18 protein-coding genes are annotated in these 21979 nt (G+C 44.6%); 6 read left to right on the forward strand and 12 right to left on the reverse strand.

Annotated features, from left to right (window positions below):
* Positions 1–38 precede the first annotated feature (38 nt).
* The 4 genes from purU to OCU49_RS16380 form a co-directional block, all read right to left on the reverse strand.
* Positions 39–893 (reverse strand): formyltetrahydrofolate deformylase, encoded by an 855-nt coding sequence (gene purU, locus OCU49_RS16365; RefSeq protein WP_261841625.1) that lies wholly within the window; start codon positions 891–893, stop codon positions 39–41.
* Between the two features lie 117 nt (positions 894–1010).
* Positions 1011–1958, reverse strand: coding sequence for an electron transfer flavoprotein subunit alpha/FixB family protein (locus OCU49_RS16370; protein WP_261841626.1), 948 nt, complete (start codon positions 1956–1958; stop codon positions 1011–1013).
* Positions 1958–2707 (reverse strand): electron transfer flavoprotein subunit beta/FixA family protein, encoded by a 750-nt coding sequence (locus tag OCU49_RS16375; RefSeq protein ID WP_261841627.1) that lies wholly within the window; start codon positions 2705–2707, stop codon positions 1958–1960. Before OCU49_RS16375 ends, OCU49_RS16370 begins: the two co-directional genes overlap by 1 nt.
* A gap of 571 nt (positions 2708–3278) precedes the next feature.
* Entirely contained in the window at positions 3279–3872 is a 594-nt protein-coding gene (locus OCU49_RS16380; RefSeq protein ID WP_261841628.1) for a helix-turn-helix domain-containing protein, read from the reverse strand.
* A 550-nt stretch (positions 3873–4422) separates the two neighbouring features.
* Between OCU49_RS16380 and OCU49_RS16385 the strand changes: the two genes are divergently transcribed.
* The 6 genes from OCU49_RS16385 (at position 4423) to OCU49_RS16410 (ending at position 10846) form a co-directional block, all read left to right on the forward strand.
* Positions 4423–5421 carry a TRAP transporter substrate-binding protein gene (locus OCU49_RS16385; RefSeq protein WP_261841629.1) on the forward strand — a complete coding sequence of 333 codons (999 nt, stop codon included), beginning with the start codon at positions 4423–4425 and terminating at the stop codon, positions 5419–5421.
* A gap of 73 nt (positions 5422–5494) precedes the next feature.
* The gene (locus OCU49_RS16390; protein WP_261841630.1) at positions 5495–6058 is read left to right on the forward strand and encodes a TRAP transporter small permease; all 564 of its coding nucleotides are present in this window, start codon (positions 5495–5497) and stop codon (positions 6056–6058) included.
* Positions 6059–6073: 15 nt separating this feature from the next.
* Positions 6074–7417, forward strand: coding sequence for a TRAP transporter large permease (locus tag OCU49_RS16395; RefSeq protein WP_261841631.1), 1344 nt, complete (start codon positions 6074–6076; stop codon positions 7415–7417).
* Between the two features lie 84 nt (positions 7418–7501).
* A complete protein-coding gene (locus OCU49_RS16400; protein ID WP_261841632.1) occupies positions 7502–8002 on the forward strand; it encodes a universal stress protein in 501 nt (166 codons plus the stop codon).
* A 536-nt stretch (positions 8003–8538) separates the two neighbouring features.
* Positions 8539–9168 carry a hypothetical protein gene (locus OCU49_RS16405; RefSeq protein WP_261841633.1) on the forward strand — a complete coding sequence of 210 codons (630 nt, stop codon included), beginning with the start codon at positions 8539–8541 and terminating at the stop codon, positions 9166–9168.
* 196 nt (positions 9169–9364) lie between these two features.
* Positions 9365–10846, forward strand: a complete 1482-nt coding sequence (locus OCU49_RS16410) for a protein adenylyltransferase SelO (RefSeq protein ID WP_261845250.1) — start codon at positions 9365–9367, stop codon at positions 10844–10846.
* A 28-nt stretch (positions 10847–10874) separates the two neighbouring features.
* Here the strand turns inward: OCU49_RS16410 and OCU49_RS16415 are convergent, their stop codons facing one another.
* From OCU49_RS16415 to ppnN, 8 genes are all read right to left on the reverse strand, one after another.
* Positions 10875–11600 (reverse strand): MlaA family lipoprotein, encoded by a 726-nt coding sequence (locus OCU49_RS16415; RefSeq protein WP_261841634.1) that lies wholly within the window; start codon positions 11598–11600, stop codon positions 10875–10877.
* Between the two features lie 146 nt (positions 11601–11746).
* The gene (locus OCU49_RS16420) at positions 11747–12775 is read right to left on the reverse strand and encodes a porin (protein ID WP_261841635.1); all 1029 of its coding nucleotides are present in this window, start codon (positions 12773–12775) and stop codon (positions 11747–11749) included.
* 447 nt (positions 12776–13222) lie between these two features.
* Positions 13223–17152 carry an ATP-dependent RNA helicase HrpA gene (gene hrpA / locus OCU49_RS16425; RefSeq protein WP_261841636.1) on the reverse strand — a complete coding sequence of 1310 codons (3930 nt, stop codon included), beginning with the start codon at positions 17150–17152 and terminating at the stop codon, positions 13223–13225.
* Between the two features lie 91 nt (positions 17153–17243).
* Positions 17244–18020, reverse strand: coding sequence for a class II glutamine amidotransferase (locus OCU49_RS16430; protein ID WP_261841637.1), 777 nt, complete (start codon positions 18018–18020; stop codon positions 17244–17246).
* Between the two features lie 30 nt (positions 18021–18050).
* The gene (locus tag OCU49_RS16435) at positions 18051–18521 is read right to left on the reverse strand and encodes a bactofilin family protein (protein ID WP_261841638.1); all 471 of its coding nucleotides are present in this window, start codon (positions 18519–18521) and stop codon (positions 18051–18053) included.
* Positions 18461–19420, reverse strand: coding sequence for a M23 family metallopeptidase (locus OCU49_RS16440; RefSeq protein WP_261841639.1), 960 nt, complete (start codon positions 19418–19420; stop codon positions 18461–18463). Before OCU49_RS16440 ends, OCU49_RS16435 begins: the two co-directional genes overlap by 61 nt.
* A 180-nt stretch (positions 19421–19600) precedes the next feature.
* On the reverse strand, positions 19601–20350 hold the full coding sequence (locus tag OCU49_RS16445) for a TIGR00266 family protein (protein WP_261841640.1): 750 nt from the start codon (positions 20348–20350) through the stop codon (positions 19601–19603).
* Positions 20351–20448: 98 nt separating this feature from the next.
* Positions 20449–21834 (reverse strand): nucleotide 5'-monophosphate nucleosidase PpnN, encoded by a 1386-nt coding sequence (ppnN, locus tag OCU49_RS16450; RefSeq protein ID WP_261841641.1) that lies wholly within the window; start codon positions 21832–21834, stop codon positions 20449–20451.
* Positions 21835–21979 lie beyond the last annotated feature (145 nt).

Here is a 21979-nt window from a genome sequence, read left to right on the forward strand (position 1 = left end):
CAGTTTCATTATTTTTTATTTAGGTTGCTAACCCACTGCTAGCTGAAAACAACAGTTTTGTTGCCATGCACCAAAACCCGGTCTTCGAGGTGATCACGCAAACCGCGCGCTAATACAGTTTTTTCTACATCTTTGCCCAACCGAACCAGATCAGCCACTTTGTCACTATGACTTACTCTGACAACATCCTGATCAATAATCGGGCCTTCATCCAACTGTTCAGTGACATAGTGACAAGTTGCCCCAATCAGCTTTACACCACGACGCGATGCCTGATGGTAAGGTTTGGCACCAATAAAAGACGGCAAAAAGCTGTGGTGTATGTTAATGACCTGATGACGTAGCTTTTCACACAATGACTGAGGCAGTATCTGCATGTAACGCGCCAGCACAACACAGTCACCTTCATAGTCAGTAACCAGACGCTCAACTTCAGCAAAGCCTGGTGCTTTATCTTCCTTATCGATCACCACGTGATGAAATGGAATCCCGTACCATTCAACTAAACCACGCATATCTTCATGGTTTGAAATAACACATGGAATGTCACAGTTAAGATCACCACTGCGCCAGCGATCCAGCAAGTCAGACAGACAGTGGCTGCCTTTACTTGCCATGATCACGACTCGCTTAGGCTTGTTACTGTCACTCAGACGTACATTCATTTTGCATTCGTCGATTAACGGCTGCAGTGCTTCCCGTAATCCATGAATATCAAAAGGCAGTGTTTCTGCCTGAATTTCAAAGCGTGAAAAGAACCAGTTGCTGTCTTCATCTGAGTGATGCTCAGCTTCATTAATCCAGCCACCATTATCTGTAATCACTTTACCGACCCGAGTGATCACGCCTATCTGGTCCGGACAATCCAGCAACAACCGATACGTTTGCTTCATATTTTTTCCTCGCTGCCAGCTTGCCAGCAGCTTTTACATACACAACATCAGATGTTCTCTGCACAAAAAATTGCCTGCAGCATGGCTGCAGGCTAAGGGGTGCTTTAGAGAAACGGGTTAAAGCTTTTGTTCCAGCTCAGGTAATGCTTCGAACAAATCTGCTACCAGACCGTAATCCGCAACATTAAAGATCGGTGCTTCATCGTCCTTATTAATAGCAACAATTACTTTTGAGTCTTTCATGCCTGCCAGATGCTGAATCGCTCCGGAGATACCGACTGCGATATACAGTTCCGGTGCAACAATTTTGCCTGTCTGACCAACCTGGTAATCATTCGAGACAAAGCCGGCATCAACCGCTGCACGGGAAGCACCAACAGCCGCACCAATCTTGTCGGCAACCTTTCCCAGTAATGGAAAGTTATCGCCGCTTTGCATGCCCCGGCCACCAGAGATGATTACCCGGGCAGAAGCGAGTTCAGGACGCTCAGAACTGCTCTTCTCTTCAGAGATAAAACGGGATACGCCCTGATCAGATGCCTGATCCAGATTTTGAACCTCAGCCTGATTACCTGTAGCAGTAACGGCTTCAAATGCGGTCATACGAACTGAAACAATTTTTACTGCATCACTGCTTTGTACTTTAGCCAGCGCATTACCCGCATAAATAGGACGAATAAAAGTATCAGCAGCGCATACTTCAATAATGTCGGAAACCTGAGCAACATCCAGCAAAGCAGCAATGCGTGGCAGAACATTCTTTGCCATAGTTGTGGAAGCTGCAACGACATGCGAATAACCGGCAGCCTGAACAAGTGATACGACAGCTGGCGCAAGGTTTTCTGCCAACTGCTGAGCCAGCGCGGCAGAATCCATAGCTATTACTTTATCTACACCGGCAACAACAGCTGCTTCAGCACTAACGGCAGAACAGTCACTTCCTGCTACTAACAAGTGTAAATCACCTGCACCTGCCTGCTTTAGCTCATCTGCAGCACGTACACTATTAAGAGTTGCAACATTTAGTTGCTGGTTATCGTGTTCAGCAATTACCAAAATAGTCATTACAGTACTCCTGCTTCAGCAGTTAACTTTTCAACCAATTCACCTACGTTCGCAACTTTAATACCAGCCTTACGTTCCTCCGGCATTGTTACTTCCAGCGTCGTCAGACGTGGGGATACATCAACGCCAAGCTCATCCGGTGTGATGGTCTCTAAAGGCTTACGCTTAGCTTTCATAATATTTGGCAATGACGCATAGCGAGGTTCGTTCAGACGTAAGTCAGTCGTGACAACCGCCGGTAGCTTCAAGCCGATTTTCTGCAGACCGCCATCAACTTCACGGGTAACCAGCAGCTCTTCACCAGACACTTCAATTTCAGATGCAAAAGTCCCCTGCGTCATATTAGTCAGAGCCGCCAGCATCTGACCTGTCTGGTTATTTTCGCCATCAATTGACTGCTTACCCATTAACACAATACCTGGCTGCTCTTTCTCAACCAGTGCTGCTAATAATTTAGCGATTGCTAATGGCTCAATTTCAGCATCTGACTCAATCTGTAAAGCACGGTCCGCGCCCAGCGCCAAACCTGTACGTAACTGCTCCTGGCAATCTTTAGTGCCGGCACTCACTACAACAACTTCACTGGCAATGCCTTTTTCTTTGAGACGTACAGCTTCCTCAATCGCGATTTCACAAAATGGATTAACCGCCATCTTTACATTGGTAAGATCCACAGCAGAATTATCCGGTTTCACACGAACCTTTACGTTCGCATCAACAACCCGCTTTATCGCGACCAGTATCTTCATCACAACCTCATCAAGACCGTTTTCACTCTGCCGTGAAGTAACACATAAGCAAAATGAAATTATTTATTAAAATTTCATTTATATATATACACTCGGTATTTTTTTATGTCAAAGCATTTTAATTTATAAAATTACACGTAAGGGAAAATATTATGGGAAACCAACATCAAATATGAAATGTAATTGACGGACACACTCTTACGAATACACTTACGCAAATGCTTACGAAAACCTGAAACGTGAAACCTGAGAAGAGAAGAGAAGAGAAGAGAAGAAGTGGAAAACGGCTATAGCTACCAAGAGTAACTATAAATACAGGTTAAGACTTACACAGCCGCCCCAATGATCAAAAGTGTCTTAATTCATATAGCTATCATGAGGAATACAACATAAACGTGGTTCTAAATGAAAAACTTCGGTATACAGCTTGCTGGTATACCGAAGAAGTAAGATAGACAGCGAAAAAAAGGCAGAAAAAAAACAGTTAAAAAGTAGGTAGTCATCAAAAGGCACATACTTCAAATAAAGAAATCAGCGCCACAAATCAGAACATGCAGTCTGACCAACTCTATTAATAGTTAGCCCCTGCCAATGTCCAGACAATCACGACTTCTTCATCATCAGACATATTTCGCAGCCAATGGGGCTCATCACCGGTCAGCGCAAAGCTGTCACCAACTCCAAGATGGAACACTTTTTCACCAATTCCCAGTTCAAGGTTCCCCGAAAGGACAAATCCGGCCTCTTCACTCTTTCGACGACGGGATGCCTGCCGACCAGATCCTGGTTCTAAAGTCGAAAGCACCATCTGCAACTGACCGCTTAGGGTCGGTGATAATAACTCTTCGCGCATCCCTGTACCGGCAAAGTTCAAACTGCGCCGGTTATGCTGCCTGACGACATAATCCAGTTCATCCATTGGCGCTTCACGATCGGCATGAAAGAACCAGCTAATCTGTACATCGAGAATTTCACTGATGGCTTGTAAAACCGGAATAGGCAAAGCTGAAACACCCCTTTCTACCTGACTAACGTATCCAACAGAGCGTTCTATCTTCTCTGCCATGGTCGTCAGAGTGATCCCCTTTGCCTTGCGCAAATCCCTTATCTGCTTACCTATACGCAGGTTTTCGCTTTCCATATTTTCTTTATGCCCTTGTTTCATAAACAACCTTTCACCCTTAACCGGGTGACATCATAACAAACAAACTGCCGGATGAATAAATTTGTCGATTTTTCACTTAAACCACAAGTAACTGAAAAATACGCCCCTGAAAGCCAAAGAAAACACTACCTGAGGTTTCACCCGGAAGTCGTATATATATGAATGATCAATAACTTATGAAAATAAAATTGGAAATTTAATATTTTGCATTGGGAATCAAGGCTATAGTATTAACCGGTAACCCATTCTTCTATAAGCAGAATAGGGTCACTTTAGGACTGGTCCCATATGGGTTGCTCGGCTGGCCCTAAAAAACAAACATCCATGGGTTAACTATGTATGTCATTGTCACATTGAGATTCTGACGTTTGATTACTGCTTGTTATCAGACGTAAAAACAGGTTTCGCCGAGTGATAATGGCTTACAGAAAGTTGTTATTAATCACCCGTGTGGTATTAATCTCTCTGACTCTAAGTCGATTCGGCTACGGATCACATGGCTCAACACTTGTCTCAGAACAAGTGCAATAACAAAAATCAGGAGTTACTTATGAAGCATAAGAATAAGATCACTACAGTACTATCCCTGACTGCTGGCTTGCTGTTTTCTGCCAGCACATTAGCTGCTAACTGGAACATCGCAGTAGGTGATGGTGGCGGAAGTGCTCAAGAAGCTTTAGGTCTGAAATTCATCGAATCTCTGGAAGCGAAAACTGATCACACAGCTAAGCTGTTCCTGAACGGTCAGCTGGGTTCCGAGCAGGATACTGTAAACGACGCTGCCCTGGGCACACTGGATTTCTCCATCGTTGCAAGTAACAACATCGGTCCTTTCTCTCCAACTCTGGGCATTTTGTCTCTGCCTTACATCTTCGAAAACCTGGACCAGGCGGTAAGCGTTGTATCTGGCCCAATCGGTGCTGAGCTGGTAGACAACACTATTCGTGATGCTGGTGTTCGTATTGTTGGTTGGACTTACTCAGGTTTCCGTGTACTGAGTAACTCTAAGCGTCCTATCCAGAAGCTGGCTGATCTGGATGGCATCGTTGTACGTGTACCTAAAAACGAAATCATGATCGACACTTACAAGTCTTGGGGCAACAACCCTACTCCAATGGCTTGGTCTGAAACATTCACAGCTCTTCAGCAAGGCGTAGTAGACGGTCAGGATACTCCTTACACGACTATCTATGCGATGAAGTTCGGTGAAGTTCAGAAGTACATCTCTGACCTGCACTACTTGTTCCTGCTTGAGCCTCTGATTGTTTCTGAGTCTCTGTACCAGGATCAGGATGAAGCTACTCAGAAAGCTATTCTGGAAGCCGGTACTGAAGCAACTGCTTACAGCCTGCAGTGGCTGAAAGACCAGGAAGCCGTTATCAAAGACGAGCTGGTTAACAAGTACGGCATGCAGATCGATACTCTGCAGGACGAAGCTGAATGGGCTAAGAAAGCTCAAGACGCTGTATGGCCTAAGTTCTACGAGAGTGTTGGCGGCAAAGAGAAAGTTAACGCTCTGCTGCGTTCTCTGGGTCGTGCAGAAATCTAAGGTTTAACTACCGTAGATTTCTCACTAACGTATATGCCCCTTTGGGGCATATACTTATACCGGAGTACCTCCCATGGGCAGCAAATTCATACACTTTCTCGATAATATCGAGAGCTACATCTGCCGCACATTGCTGACAATCTTTGTCTCTCTGTTGTTTATGCAGATCATTTCACGCCAGTTTTTTGGTTATTCATTTTCCTGGACCGAAGAACTTTCTGTTTACATGTTTGTCTGGTTTGTATTTTTCGGTGCCAGCTACGCTGCAAAGCTTGCCGCGCACAACCGTGTAACCTTTCAATACAAACTGATGCCGGCGTTTTTACCCCCCATACTGGAAGTCATTACCGATTTCATCTGGATATGCTTTAACGCCTATTTCGTATACCTGTCCTATGATTTCGTCTTCAACAAGATGAACCTGTTCTGGAAATCGCAGACTCTCGGTATACCAATGAAGTACGTTTACATCATTCTGCCAATTGCCTTCGCCCTGATGACCTTTAGGGTAATCCAGGTTAACTACTTCAAGCTGGTTAAAGGCATCGATATACGTGACCCTGATTCTCAGGAATTGGATGAATTAATCGATCACGATATCGACGAAGACGACAAAAATAATAAAAGCGCCGTTTAATCCCAGGAGCTGATCATGGCAGAAACCTCAATAGTACTCATATTATTCGGATCATTTTTGGTCCTTTTAGTGATGGGCGCGCCAGTTACCGTATCACTCGGTGTGGCTGCGTTAGCGTCATTTTTATACCTCGATCAAAACCCAATTAAATTTGTCCAGATCGCCTTTACCTCAGTTGGCTCTTTCCCGCTGATGGCATTACCCTCGTTCATCCTTGCGGGTGCACTGATGGAAGCGGCAGGCATCTCAAAACGCCTCGTAAATTTGGCTGAAAGCTTTGCAGGCCCAGTAACAGGCGGCATTTCAGCCGCTGCTGTTCTTGCTTGTATGTTCTTTGGTGCAATTTCAGGCTCAGGCCCGGCAACTACAGCTGCAGTAGGCATGCTGATGATTCCGGCCATGGTTAAACGTGGCTACGATAAAGGCTACGCATCTGCTATTACCGCATCTTCAGGTGGTTTAGGAATCGTTATTCCACCATCTATCCCGATGGTAATTTTCGGTATCTCAGCTATTGGCCTGACCGTTCCACCAGAAGCTATCGCTGTTCACGGTGAATTCCAGAGCGTTTCAATCAGTAAGCTATTCATTGCCGGTTTCTTACCTGGCGTTGTAATGTCTGTCTGCATCCTGACCATGAACTACTTCCGCTGTAAGAAAGCAGGTTACATGGGCACTGAAGGCGGCTGGGATATCAAACATATCCTCGAAGCTTTCCGCACGGGCTTCTGGTCTATCATGGCGCCGCTGGTAATTTTGGGTGGTATTTACTCTGGTTTCTTCACACCAACGGAATCAGCAATCGTAGCCATCTTCTACACGTTGTTTGTCGGTGTCTTCATCCACAAAGAACTTAGCTGGCAAGATCTGTTCCGCTCATTGGAAACCACCACATGGTTATCCGGCCGGGTATTACTGATCCTGTTTACAGCGACAGTATTTGGACGCCTACTGGTAGAAAATCAGATTCCAGCCATTGTTGCAGAATCTATGCTTAGCCTGACAGATAACCTGTACATCATTTGGTTCCTGATTATCGCATTCCTGCTGTTTGTAGGTATGTTTATGGAAACTCTGGCAGCCATTATGATTCTGACACCAGTACTATTACCTGTTACCTATAACTTGGGTATCGATCCAATTCACTTTGGTATCGTCATGGTATGTAGTCTGTCGATCGGCTTCTCAACTCCTCCCTTGGGTGAGAATTTGTTCGTGGCATCAGGTATATCAAATATTTCATTGGAAGAAGTAACTGTTAAAGCGCTGCCATTCGCAGCAATGTCTACCATTGCGGTATTCATAATTGCCTTCTTCCCTGAGATTGCACTATTCCTGCCGCGGGCATTTGGCTACTAGCCTCCCAGCTAGTTTCCGTCCGCCAGAAATACTCAGCCGGCAGCTACTGCCGGCTGTTACAGCCAATAAACAGGAAGAACCGCCATGCTACCTAAAGTTCGTAAGATTCTTTACAGCACTGACCTTTCCAAAAGCTCTACCGCTGCTTTCGAGCAAGCAACTTATTTGGCAAAGCAAACAGGTGCTGATATTCATATCCTGCATGTTGTGGAAAAACTATCCAGTGACGCAAAAATCACTCTGCAAACCTACGTGATGGATAATAAAAGCCGCCACGATCTATTGCAGGAACGTGTTCACAACGCTACCGATAAGCTCCACGCTCGCCAGGATCACTTTTGGGATTCCTTGCACCCGGATGAAACCGAAGTACGTAAACAAATTAAATCGATTGATATAGTGGAAGCATATCCAGCCGAAACCATCATCAAAACCGCCAAAGAACTTAGCGTCGATTTGATAGTGATGGGTACACACGAGAAAGGCATGCTACATACCTTCCTTGGCAGCGTCGCCAAAAAAGTATTAAGTCACTCACGCATTCCAATGCTCATCGTTCCACTCGCTGAGCGCGAAGATGATTAAGGTTAGTTACACGTACAAAAAAGCCCCGATATTTCGGGGCTTTTTTATTAAAGAAGAATTTATCCTGCAATCCCTACAAAATCATATGTAGGCTTCTGCTCTTCCTTGGGCTTAGCCGGCATCTTACACATCGTCTGCTTTGGCTGCTTCAATACAATTCTGATCTTACCTTGTTGATCAGATGTTGAGTTTACTGCCTGTGGCTGACTTGCTCTGTGCGCTAACATACCCGTTGCCTCTTAGTTATGACCCCAGAACCAAAGAATGGGGCCAGCTGTGTAGCTTTGATGGAACCAGTATGAACCAGACCACTTATATTTCAAAAGAATAAAAAACAATAATTAATTCCAAAAAGAAATATAGAAAATAAAACTATAATTTATAACGATTTTTCCCTCATACAATAGAAAAAAACCCACATAAAAAACCTTACACATCCAAATTGGTACTAGCTTTACTCACAGACTGGCGCTAACTCAAAAGACTGCCAATTTTTATATTTAAGTATCTACATAATTCTGACGTGCAGACCTACTATGAAACATGACAGCGCCTTTGAAGCAGCTACCAGCAACTGGCACCAAGCTATTCTGGATACAGATACCCGCAGCAGCGGCAACGGACTGCTCAGCATATTTTATGGATGCATTGAACAAGCTGCACGTCAGCAATGGCCAGAAAAGCAATTAGCCATTGCTACAGCCGATCTTGAAATGCTACTGACCAGCTACGAACTAAAGCCCTTAGCTCCAATAACAGACAGAACAAGTGAAGCGGTTGCCATATTCATTCAGAGCAATTTACAGGACAACTGGAATGAATATGATGATATGACTCACCCTCAGCGCCAGGAAATAGCAATCAACCTTGTAAATGAAGCCGCCAGCAACATATTTGGCGGTACGAATCAGATTGCAGCCGCAAGCTGGCTTTTGTTTTACCTATGCCCTCAACTGCCGGTTTTTCCTGTCATCGAGAGCCTTAGCACAACAGACAACTATGCAGACTATTATTTAAGTCAAAAGCAAAAATTCACGATTGCACTACCATCTCTTGATCAGAACACTCCTGACATCCGCTATGGAAATCAACTGGAGCAAAGTATTATCAAAGCCCTGTTAACCGCCAACAACTGGTGGCAGCGTTACCTATTTGTAAAAGGGTAACATCAAAGCTAATAGGAACTCAGATAATTAGAAAACGGTCTGTAGTATCATACTCAGACCGTTTTTTATTATCTGACGAAAGCTAATGACCTCATCTTTACAGAACCTAAACTTCAGCAATCGTTTTACAGAACAACTACCAGCAGATCCGATTACTGATAATTATTGCAGACAAGTCTAGTCAGCCTGCTTCTCACTGGTTCAGCCAACACGAGTGCGGTCACCTAAAACATTAGCCATTTCTTCCAGTGTTCTTAAGCTCCTTAATATAGATTGCACTGCAAGCAAATTACTTGATGATTCGGAATTTGCGGATATATTTACCGACAACAAGATGCTATCTGGCATGCAGCCATATGCAATGTGCTACGGTGGCCATCAGTTTGGCAACTGGGCCGGGCAGCTAAGGGACGGCAGAGCCATTAATTTAGGTGAAGTGATAGCCGGCGACAGCTTTTATACATTGCAACTAAAAGGCTCTGGCGTGACGCCCTACTCCAGGCGCGCAGACGGCCTTGCAGTGTTACGTTCTTCTGTAAGAGAGTTTCTCTGCAGTGAAGCAATGCATCATCTCGGAGTACCTACTACTCGCGCACTTAGCCTTTCTCTTACTGGTGAATCTGTTACCAGAGATATGTTTTACAACGGTAACCCTCAGCAGGAACCTGGCGCAATCGTTTGCCGGGTCGCCAGATCTTTCACCCGCTTTGGACAGTTTCAGTTATTTTCCTCAAGAAATGATATAACCTTACTGAAGACTTTTACTGACTACACCATAGCTAATGACTTTCCGCACCTTAGCTCGCCAGATAAAACAACATATCTAAAATGGTTTAAAGAAGTATGCCAGAAAACACTCGAAATGATCGTTCACTGGCAGCGAGTTGGCTTCGTACACGGAGTTATGAATACAGATAATATGTCAATCTTAGGTCAGACAATTGACTACGGGCCTTACGGCTGGCTGGATAACTATGATCCAAACTGGACACCCAATACAACTGACGCTCAAAACAGACGCTATCGCTTCGGGAATCAAGCGCAAATATCACTCTGGAATCTCTATCAACTAGCCAATGCCATTTATCCGTTAATCGAAGATGCAAAGTCACTGGAAGAAATACTTAATAACTATTCAGAAGAATATAAAACCGCCTATTACCAGATGATGTGCCAAAAACTTGGTTTAAATACATCATTTAGTAGTCAGAAAGAAATACTTATAAGCGAACTAGAAAACCTATTAACTCTTATTGAAACCGACATGACTATTTTTTATCGGGAGCTAGCAAATACTGCACTAGATATTCACATTGACCAACAACTAATCAGCTTAAAAAATGCATTTTATGTAAGTGAACAAATTGACGCCGCATATATTCAGACACTAGAAACCTGGCTACTTAAATACAAAGAAGTTTGCATTTATGAGGAATTACAAGACAGCGAACGTCACCAACTTATGAATCAGATCAATCCAAAATACGTACTTAGAAACTACCTTGCACAAATGGTCTCAGACAAAGCGACCGAAGGAGATCTAAGCATGCTACACACAATGCAGGCACTGCTGCAAAACCCATACGATGAGCAGCCTCAGTTTGAGAAATACGCCGAAAAGCGGCCAGAGTGGGCACGAACGCGCCCTGGATGCTCAATGCTATCCTGCAGCTCTTAGAGCTGCAGAGTATATGTCTATCTACGAATTAAAAATCGTTGTCGTAATCAGCTTCGATTTCGCCATCATTCACCTGATACTCCCGACGCTGCAGATAGGCATCTCGCACAGCAACATAACGGTCATCGCCTGTTAATAATTCTTCAGCAGCAAACAACTGCGCACGAGAATCAATAATTCTCAAACCAATAAGTGAATTACGTGTGCGAATATGATCAACTTCATTAACCGGATCGACCAATGCGTCTGGAATCAAACCTACACCGTCACGCACTGTAGAAGGACCAAATAAAGGCAATACTACATAAGGACCTGGTCCTACTCCCCAGGCAGCGAATGTCTGGCCAAAGTCTTCTTCATGCTTAGGCAATCCCATAGGGGTAGCTACATCAAATACACCACCTATGCCTATCGTTGTATTAAATGTGAAACGCAGGAAGCTCTCCACTGCAGCTTCGCCCTTCCCTTGCAATAAAGCATTTAATGTACTATTCACATCTGATAGGTTGCCAAAGAAATTATTCACACCAGTTTCAACTACATCTGGTGTAACCGCCTGATAGCCTTTAGCCAGTGGCTTCAGCGCATAAGTATCTAAACCATCATTAAACGAGAACATCGCACGATTAAAGCCTTCCCAGGGATCCGATACATACTGACCTTCACTGGATATCTCTACTACAGACTCATCCTGCGCAGAAACAAGACCTGAGAACAAAACACTTAAAATCAAAGCAGCTGATGCAAATTTCACTAGTAAGAACTCCCGTGTTCTTCAATCTGATTACACGCGCATTATAACTAGGCTTGATTCGACACAGAAGCCTTCAAAGACTTTATCTTTCCTACAGACGCAAAAAAGGCCCCCGAAGGAGCCTTTTTTCTCAACTTTTAATAGAATTAGAAGTTGATTGTGTAGCCCAGAGACAGAACGTCGTTGTCAGCCTGGTTCGCTTCACCGCTTGCATCGATGTATTCAACATCAATGTAAGTATCGCCCATGAAGTAAGCAGCACCGATACCGAATTCGTTCTTCCACTGACCAGTAGAAGCAGAAACAGCGTAATCGTAATCGTGGTAGTTAGCCCAAACAGTTACGTTGTCGAAAGACTTAGAAACCAACAGGCTTGTAGTTTCAACATCGCCAGCTTGAGTAGTAGCAGAAGTACCGCTTTCGTAGTCCTGGTAACCCAGAGCAACATTTACCATGCCACCGAAGTCGTAAGAACCGGAAATACCTGTGTACGAACGATCACCAGATGTACCAGCTGCTGCAGTGTTAGCACCATCTACGTATTCGTTAGCAACTTCCCAGTATGCTGCAGATACAGAGAAACCGCCGCCGTTGTAGTTACCACCAACGATAGTAGAATCTACATCGTTTTGAGACTGCTGAACTGCAGTTGCAGTAGAACCAGTTGGAGAACCTTCAGCTACGATAGCAACGTATGCGTCAAAACCGTTCAGATCTGGAGTCTGGTAAGAGATAGCAGAACCGATGAAATCTGGATTCAGATCGTGTGTGAAACCAGTCGCACTTTCTGACCAGTTACCAACTTTTGCTACAACAGCTTCAGCAGGGTTAGCGAAACGACCTACTTTAACTGTACCGAAGTCACCTTTCATACCAACAAATGCTTTACGAGCATTCAGGCTCTGAGCAGGAGTGCTGTCAGTTGCAGAAGTGTAAGAGTTATCGCCGTCAGGGTTGATTTCAGTTTCGTAACCGAAAATACCTTCAACACCTTCCATACCAGTGTCAACACTGCCTTTAACACCCAGACGGAAATCATCCGACTGAATTTCAGTGTTCTTGTTTTTTGCATCCACTAAACGCATTTCGAACTTGCCGTACAGTGTAGCGTCAGCTTGAGCCAGTGGAGCAGTCAGAGCGCCAGCAACAGCCAGAGCGATGATTGACTTTTTCATCAACAATTTCCCCTTTAATATTTAACGTACTAGTAGTTAAACTTTTTTGTTAACCAAAGCGGTTAACTTTAATTTTTTTAGCTTTAATGTGCTTGGAATGTCCACATCACAGATATTCCGAACGCATCGCTCACTAAAAAATACTATAAAATAAAATTATTTCAAACATATGAAAGCAATTTCTTTCATATATTGGTGACTTTCATCATTTAGCCATACTTTTTTTAAGCTTTAAAAGTTATTTATTTACAATAACTTTTATTTCTTATGATTTGATTAGCCTTACTAATAACAACTAACTAATTATCTAAATATGAACTCAAAATGAATGTTTAGTCTAATAAATTGGACGCATTACAGCATACACGACAACCTTCTGCAACTATTTCGCCCTTTATTTGTCAGGGTTTTACCGGCCTGAAAGCTACTATCCCCATACAGGCAGAGTTACGACTCAACCAGCGCTTGCCAGGCCTGTTTAAGTCTTTTTTCTGAGACTGGCTGCTTTGTACCTAATTGCTGTGCAAACAGCGACACACGATACTCTTCTAACAACCAACGAAATTCGATTAACTCGACTGCACTACGCCGTTGCTGCTGAAGCTCTTTCTGGCGTTTCTGAACCCCCTGCATATACGCAACCAACTGATCACTAAGCATTCTTTGCCGGGGCAGCTCACGCATATATTTTTCTAATCGCAGCTCAATAGCTTGCAAATAGCGTGGATACTCCTGCAATCGTTGCCAGCCTGCAGAAGATAAATAACCAGTATGCAGCAAGTCTGCTAACTGTAACTTGATGTCATTTAAGATATTCACAACTCTGAGATCTAACTTACCACTAAGCTGCTTATTTATACGATGATAAAAATGATGTATCCCATGAACTGCTTCAGCTACCTGCTGTGCTGTTTTCACAAAAGATACATCAGCTTTACTTAAACTCTGCAGAAATGAAGCTTCTGTACGTGGAATATCTCTATCTGCAAAACAACATGCCTCGATAGCCAGTAGTAAGATATCTTCCCTTAATGACTCTTTGCGCTGAACTTTAGCGAACAAAAGCGCAGATTCTTCAAATTTAACTAACTTAGCTTTCACCTGTCGAAGATGTGATGACATATTCAGCCAGGCCAGCCTGATAACACCTTGCCGCGTCAGCACTAATGCTTCCTGACGGTCTTCGACTACTGCCAGCTCGACAGAATCTTTACGATCAATTAGCGCAGGATATAACTCTACCTCTATACCACCTGCCTGCTTTAACATCACGGATTCAGGTAAATCACCAAAATCCCAGCGTGTGATACCTTTCCTCCCCCAGGTCTCATCGGCCTCACTGATCAGTGCTGTTTCAGCCTGTTCGCCGTACTGCTCACTCAGAAACTGCCAGTCACGATTTTGAGCAATGACTTTGCCCTTATCCCCTAACAACTTAATATTCACCCTTTGATGCGCTTCCAGCTCCACCGCTTCGAGCAGCAGTGGATCCAAACGAACACCGGTCATACGCAGCATCTGATGTGCTAAGGCCTCTTCTAACTTGCCTTCACCAAAACTCGCCGACTGCATGAATGCATCTACATAATCAGGAATCGGTACATAGTTTTTCCGTATCTGCTTTGGCAGACCTTTAAGTAACGCAACGCACTTATCTTTCAGCATACCCGGCACTAGCCAGTCCAGCCGCTGCAAAGGGATTTGATTCAGCAACACCAACGGAACATTCACCGACACACCATCATCGACTGCACCGGGTTCAAAATGATAACTAAGCTTCAGAGGGGCTCCGGAGACCTTCAGCATCTCAGGATACTGTCGCGCATTTACATGCTCGGTACTTCTTTGCAGAATATCTTCTTCCGTCAGGAATAAAACTTTCTCATCAGCTTTTTCGACTGTTTTTCGCCACTTTTCAAAGCCTGCACCGTTAACAACATTGTCACCTTTGTGCTTTGCCATTCTGGCCGTATAAAAATCACAAAGGGTATCCTCATCCACCAGCAAATCTTTTCGCCGTGATTTCGCCTCTAAGCTTTCAACACTTGTCAACAAGCGGCGATTATGATCAAAAAACTTACCCTGAGTGTGGAACTGCCCTTCTACTAATGCTGAACGTATAAATATGTCATGGCTGACAAGTGGATCGACATTACCAAAATCTACATTCCGCTTTGGCACAATAACCAGCCCATACAAACTGACCTGTTCCTGAGCGATAACCTGAGCGCGTTTTTTCTCCCAATGGGGCTCAAAGTAGTTGCGTTTAACCAGATGGCCCGCAAGAGGCTCTGCCCAAAGCGGATCTATTTTTGCCACCATACGCGCATAGAGCTTTGTGGTTTCAACAACCTCAGCTGCCATAATCCATTTTGGCGCCGACTTATATAACCCCGATCCGGGAAAGACATAAAACCGACGATTGCGGGCGCCAAGATATTCTTTATTTTCTTGCTTAAAACCGATATTGCCTAACAAGCCGGATAGCAACGCCCGATGTAAACGATCATATCCTGCGTCAGAGTTCGCTTCTTTGTACTCCAGAGATTTACAAATCAAATGTAACTGGCGATGTACATCACGCCACTCACGCATCCTGTTATAAGACAAAAAATGCTTTTGACAGTACTTACGCAGCTGATTCTGGCTCAACTCCTGACGCTGCTCTTCAAACAGTGCCCAAAGATTAACCAGCGTCACGAAGTCAGAATCTTTATCCGCATACTGTCGATGCTTCTCATCTGCAGCTTGTTGTTTATCGAACGGACGCTCACGGGGGTCCTGAATCGTCAGAGCACTGGCAATAACCAGCATTTCTCTTAAGCAACCTTCTTTAACTGCAGCAACAACCATTCGGGCGATTCGAGGATCGATAGGCAGTTTACTTATCTGCCAACCCAGAGATGTAATCTTACGCTTTTCATCAACAGCCCCTAGCTCCTGAAGCAGCTTAAAGCCATCATTAATAAACCGGGAGTCCGGCGGGTCAATAAACGGAAATGCATCGATACTGCCGAGACGTAACGTAAGCATCTGTAAGATAACAGCCGCAAGATTTGTCCGACGAATTTCAGCATCTGTAAACTCAGAACGACTATTAAAATCATCCTCCGAATAAAGGCGAATACAGACACCTTCAGCAACCCGACCACAACGCCCTTTTCGCTGGTTTGCACTTGCCTGAGAAACAGGTTCTATCGGAAGACGCTGAACCTTTGAGCGGTAACTGTAACGACTGATTCTCGCCAGGCCAGGATCAATCACATAGCGAATACCTGGCACCGTTAACGAGGTTTCAGCCACGTTAGTTGCCAAAACTATCCGTCGCCCCGCACTTCGGCCACCATGAAAGATTTTATTTTGTTCAGCAACACTCAGACGCGCATATAAGGGCATTACTTCAATATGCTTTAAACGCTGTGCAGTCACAGCTTTGCGCAGATGCTCTGCAGCTTCACGAATTTCCCGTTCACCACTCAGAAACACCAGAATATCGCCCTGGATCGTTTTCTGCTGTTGCCGCTCCAGCACTTGCAGCTCCTGAGCTGCCTGCACAATCGCTTCCGGAATGGACCGTTCACCCGACTCAGGCATATCTTCAAGCGGCCGGTACAACACGTCGACAGGATACGTCCGGCCTGACACTTCTATCACAGGCGCATCATTAAAGTGCTTAGAAAAGCGCTCCAGATCGATTGTCGCCGACGTAATAATAACTTTGAGATCAGGCCGTTTAGGCAAAATTTGCCGCAGATACCCCAACAAAAAATCAATATTGAGGCTTCGCTCATGCGCCTCATCAATAATCAGAACCTGATATTTTTCCAGATACCGGTCACGCTGAGTTTCCGCCAGCAAGATACCGTCGGTCATCAGTTTTATCTGTGTATTCTCAGCAACCTGCTCAGTAAAACGCACCTGATAACCAACCGTTGCACCAAGTGAAGAATCTAATTCTTCAGCTATACGATTAGCAACCGTGCGTGCAGCAAGACGACGCGGCTGGGTATGCCCGATAAGCCCTTTAGTACCTAATCCAAGCTGCAAACATATCTTAGGCAGCTGAGTTGTTTTACCTGAACCAGTTTCACCCGCAATCACTACGACCTGATTATTTTGAATCGCTTCTGCAATTTCATCCCGGCGACCCGATACAGGTAAATCCGGAAATATTATACTTTCACCGTCATAGGCCCGGGCGTTAACTGCAGCCTCTGACGCTGCAATAAACGCGTCAGTATCAGATAAAAGCTTATCGAAAGGCTTCCCCTGCTCAGCTCTGCGACTTAAATTACCCAGCTTCTGACGCAATTTAAATCGATCGCTGATCAGGCATTCATCAAGACGTTGATATAAAGATTGAAACTGACGACTCACGTTAAGGCTCTATCCGGAAAAGGCTATAAACAAAGATGCGCTGAGAGAACAAGTTTCAATCAGCGCATCAGCAATACACAATGGGTTCTATTCAGGTAAACTTGACAGGTTCACCATCGACGAAGGTAATCATTTCCCCTGCTACTAACGCCGTCCATTCTTCGTTATCAGTTAGCGGCTCTGTCGCTATAACTGTCACTACATCTGTGGTATTGGTTTCTTCACGGAAGTTTACCGTTAACTCAGCATCTGTCAGGCTCGCTTTACCGAAAGGTGCTCGACGGGTAATCCAGGCAAGCTTAGTCGTGCAATAGGCAAACAAATATTCAGACTCAGTCAGTAACATATTAAATACGCCCAACTCGCGTAACTGATCCGCACATCGTGCAATCAAAGCACTGAGTTCAGAAAAATCATCTGGCCGATCAGGAAACACTTTACGCACTTCACCCAACAACCAGCAAAAAGCATATTCGCTATCTGTCGTCCCAACAGGTTTATAAAAAGACAACGGCAAATCAAACAACTTGGCATCTAACTGGCCGTTATGTGCAAACGTCCACATATACCCCCAGAGCTCGCGAGTAAAAGGATGCGTATTTTCCAGGCAGGTTTCACCCACATTCGCCTGACGAATATGACTGATAACAGTTTTACTTTTAATCGGATGATTTTTTATCAGTAGCGCGATTTCAGAATCGCAGCTTGGCTCAGGGTCATGGAAATCCCGCAAACCTTTACCTTCGTAAAAAGCGATTCCCCAACCATCACGATGCGGCCCGGTATCTCCACCACGCTGCATCAGGCCAGAAAAACTAAAACAAATATCCGTCGGCACATTTGCACTCATGCCAAGCAGTTCACACATGCTACATCCCGTTACTTAATCACAGCCTGTTCAGGCTTTGGAAACCTGCTCATCATCACTGTTAAGGGTCACTTTGTCCGGCAGTGAATCAATTGCCTCAATACCGGATTCCATATGGGGCAATGGTTCAGCAGTATTCACTTCTTTCATCCGGCGTTCACCGACAAAATTTCCTTCCGGATGAATCGCCATGACCTTGCTAGTTACTGTAGCAAAGACTTTTCCACCGCGATCAATTTCCAGCTCATCACACCAGACTTCACCTTCCACCAATCCACAAACGCTAATCTGATTAGCTTTCACAACGCCTCGGATGTGGCCATTTTTACCAATAGAAATATTATCCAATGAAGAAATATTCCCTTCGAACATGCCATCGATGTGCATCCTGCCAACGATACTCATATCACCACTAAACTTATTGCCTTCAGCAATAATTGTTATTGCTTTGCCGTTTGTAGTGTTTGATTTAGCGGGTACATCTTTTTTAAGGAAGCCCATTCGATACCTTTAACCGTAGAAAACAGTGAATCAAAGTTACTCATATCCCACGCCACGAAAGGTGCAGGGTCGACCGGCCGGAAAACATGCCGAATTTCATAATGCAAATGTGGCCCGGTTGAACGGCCCGTATTGCCACTCAGCCCGATCAGCTGTCCTTTCGAAACGAACTGCCCGGACTTAATTTTAATCTTGTTAAGATGCGCGTAATAGGTTTTAAACCCAAAGCCATGCTGCAAAATAATAAGTTTACCGAAGCCACTCTGCTTATTGTATCCGGCAAACTCTACAGCACCGTCAGCAGTGGCATATATAGGCGTGCCTTTGTCCGCTTTAAAGTCGATACCGTAATGCATCGAGCGTTTCTTTAAAACCGGGTGCCAGCGCATACCGTATTTACCACTAATACGAATGCCCTGAATAGGTAAGCCATTCGGAATACTGTTCAGATAAAACGTCCGCTGACTGATCAGCATGCTCAATTCACCAGCACGCTCAGGCGTCATTTCATCTGACGCAGGTAAGCCCAGTAAACCTTCTAGTCCGTATAAGCTCGCATCCAGCACAGCATTCAACTCACCAATTCGCAGGTTTTCTTCTTTCAGCTGTTTTTTCTCAACCTGAAGCTGAGAAAGAGACCGGGACAGCTGATTTAGCTGCCCTTCCTGCTGCTGCGATGCTCCCAGAGTATCTTCATACTGCACACTAAGCGTATCGAAGCCTGCTTCCAGATTCAGCAAGTGATCAGTGGTTTTGACCAATAACAGGTTGGATACAAAGAAACTACAAACAGAAATAACTAAAAATACCGCCAGCAAATACTTAGTAATCTGCCCCAAGGTATATTGACGCGATCCCTGCGCTGTCGTGAGTGTAATAACCAGCTTATTTCGTAACATTACTTCTGAGTCTGAATACCGGAGAAAAATAAAACGAAAATATACCTGTATTCAGCAAAAAAGTCATAACTTGTGTGCGGTTACAGACAGATAGTCCGAAACCACACAGAGGTTTAGCATGCTTTGCTGGCTAAATCAGGGCAAAACTTCAGAACTAATACTAAGAGCTAACCTTCAGGATTAGCTTTCACCCTGACGACTGCCACCCAAATCAGGTGCAGCAGCAATAATCCGGTCAGCCAGGCGTGAAAACGGCAAGCTCTGAATCCAGACACTTCCGGTTCCTGACAGTGTCGCCAGCCATAAACCTTCACCACCTAGTAACATCGACTTCATACCTTTAGTCAGCTCAATGTCATACGAAATACCTTCGCTAAAGCCAACCAGGCAACCCGTATCTACCCGCAGAGTCTCACCATTCAGTTCTTTACGAACAACAGTACCGCCGGCCTGAATAAAAGCCATACCATCGCCTTCCAGCTTTTGCAGAATGAAACCCTCACCGCCGAAAAAACCCGCACCAAGTTTCTTTGAAAAGGCTACAGACAGGCGCGTGCCAAGTGCTGCACATAAAAAAGCATCTTTCTGACAATAAAGACGCTGACCTATTTCTGCCATATTCACCGGCACGATATCCCCTGGATAAGGAGCTGCAAAAGCAACGCGTTGTTTACCGGCACCCTGATTAGAAAAATGCGTCATGAACAGAGATTCCCCGGTCAACATACGCTTACCAGCGGAGAACAACTTAGACATCAGTCCTTCTTCAGGGTCTGAACCATCCCCCATACGGGTTTCATAACCAATACCATCTTCCATGTAATTCATCATGCCCGCTTCAGCGATTACAGTTTCACCCGGATCCAGTTCAACCTCTAAAAGCGGCATAGAATTACCAACAATTTCATAATCTACTTCATGGCATTGCATCTTTTTCTCCTTAAAACTGTTCCAGAGTATTAAAATTATTTCGCTCATAAAAAAGCGCAGAAATCTGCGCTTTAGATTTATGGATAACCCCTGTTAACTTAAGCCTCAGCAGCATCTCCAACCTTGATACGATAACAAGGCTTATATTCCTGATAATTAATCTTCATGCGTCGCTGTTCCACAAAAGAAGCCAGCAACTCATCAAGTGAGCGCATCATTTCAGGATCCCCACTCAACTCAAAAGGACCGTGGGTTTCGATCTCCTGGATACCCTGGGCTTTAACGTTACCGGCAACTATGCCAGACAACGCCCGACGCAGGTTAGAAGCGAGCTGATAATCTTCCTGATCATGGCTGAGGTTTAATTCAGCCATTTTCTCGTGAGTAGGCTCAAACGGCTGTTGGAACTCAGCAGGTATATGCAACTGCCAGTTGAAGTGAAAAGACTCACTGGTCGCTTTTCGATACTGAGTAACAAGCTCAAGGCCTGCCTTCATCTGACTGGCGACCTCAACCGGATCATCCACAATAATCTGATATCGCTCAGCAGCTTTATCGCCCAGAGTCTGGCGAACAAAACGGTCGATGGTCTCAAAATACGCCTCACTTCCAGCAGGACCAGTAAAGATCAGTGGCAATGGCATACTGTGATTCTTTTCATGCAGCAATACGCCCAACATATACAGAATTTCTTCTGCTGTACCGGCACCACCAGGAAAAACAATGATCCCGTGACCCAGACGGACAAACGCCTCCAGACGTTTTTCAATGTCCGGCATGATAATCAGCTCATTAACAATCGGATTAGGGGACTCCGCAGCAATAATTCCCGGTTCTGAAATACCAACATAGCGAGCATCATTAATACGCTGTTTAGCATGTGCAATGGTGGCACCTTTCATAGGTCCCTTCATTGCTCCTGGCCCACAACCAGTACACACACCAAAGCCTCTCAGCCCCAGTTCATAACCAACCTTTTTGGTATATTCATACTCAGTACGGCCAATAGAATGCCCGCCCCAGCAAACAACAAGATTAGGCTTAATATGCGGCTCAATAGCCTGAGCATGGCGTAAAATCTGAAAAACCTGATTGGTAATGGCTACGCTTTCGGTGAGTAAATTATCCTGTCCGACTTCATCGCCGACATATAAAATATCACGCACCACGGAAAACAGGTTTTCCCGAATCCCCTGAATAATTTCGCCATCAACAAATGCACTGGCGGGCGCATTCGCAATTTCAAGCTGGATGCCACGATGCTTTTGCGCGACCTGAATATCAAAATCCTGATACATCTCCAATACCTGCTTGGTACTGTCGACTTCACTGCCGCAATTCAATACCGCCAGACAACACTGGCGAAATAACTGAAATAATCCTGCCTGGTTACGATCCTGTAAACGCGCAACCTCAATAGGTGATAAAGTATTTAAACTATCTAAAGGAGTAATATTGGCTGTTACAAATTGATCAGTTGTCATAATTCACGCTCCCTTCAAAGACACATCTATGCTGGCCGAGAGGCACATAACTCAAAGCAAGTCTGCCTGTAAGTCATGCTCAAAAAACAAGATATCCCGTGCTACATACAACCGGCTTAACGACTTAATCAGACGCCGGATGAAT

Origin of the sequence: Aliamphritea ceti (assembly GCF_024347215.1) — a bacterium.
Classification (GTDB): Bacteria; Pseudomonadota; Gammaproteobacteria; order Pseudomonadales; family Balneatricaceae; genus Amphritea; species Amphritea ceti.

Coding starts and splice junctions, on each gene's coding strand:
- purU (WP_261841625.1), bottom strand. CDS start 893: ATGAAGCAAACGTATCGGTTGTTGCTGGATTGTCCGGACCAGATAGGC.
- OCU49_RS16370 (WP_261841626.1), bottom strand. CDS start 1,958: ATGACTATTTTGGTAATTGCTGAACACGATAACCAGCAACTAAATGTT.
- OCU49_RS16375 (WP_261841627.1), bottom strand. CDS start 2,707: ATGAAGATACTGGTCGCGATAAAGCGGGTTGTTGATGCGAACGTAAAG.
- OCU49_RS16380 (WP_261841628.1), bottom strand. CDS start 3,872: ATGAAACAAGGGCATAAAGAAAATATGGAAAGCGAAAACCTGCGTATA.
- OCU49_RS16385 (WP_261841629.1), top strand. CDS start 4,423: ATGAAGCATAAGAATAAGATCACTACAGTACTATCCCTGACTGCTGGC.
- OCU49_RS16390 (WP_261841630.1), top strand. CDS start 5,495: ATGGGCAGCAAATTCATACACTTTCTCGATAATATCGAGAGCTACATC.
- OCU49_RS16395 (WP_261841631.1), top strand. CDS start 6,074: ATGGCAGAAACCTCAATAGTACTCATATTATTCGGATCATTTTTGGTC.
- OCU49_RS16400 (WP_261841632.1), top strand. CDS start 7,502: ATGCTACCTAAAGTTCGTAAGATTCTTTACAGCACTGACCTTTCCAAA.
- OCU49_RS16405 (WP_261841633.1), top strand. CDS start 8,539: ATGAAACATGACAGCGCCTTTGAAGCAGCTACCAGCAACTGGCACCAA.
- OCU49_RS16420 (WP_261841635.1), bottom strand. CDS start 12,775: ATGAAAAAGTCAATCATCGCTCTGGCTGTTGCTGGCGCTCTGACTGCT.
- OCU49_RS16430 (WP_261841637.1), bottom strand. CDS start 18,020: ATGTGTGAACTGCTTGGCATGAGTGCAAATGTGCCGACGGATATTTGT.
- OCU49_RS16435 (WP_261841638.1), bottom strand. CDS start 18,521: ATGGGCTTCCTTAAAAAAGATGTACCCGCTAAATCAAACACTACAAAC.
- OCU49_RS16440 (WP_261841639.1), bottom strand. CDS start 19,420: ATGTTACGAAATAAGCTGGTTATTACACTCACGACAGCGCAGGGATCG.
- OCU49_RS16445 (WP_261841640.1), bottom strand. CDS start 20,350: ATGCAATGCCATGAAGTAGATTATGAAATTGTTGGTAATTCTATGCCG.
- ppnN (WP_261841641.1), bottom strand. CDS start 21,834: ATGACAACTGATCAATTTGTAACAGCCAATATTACTCCTTTAGATAGT.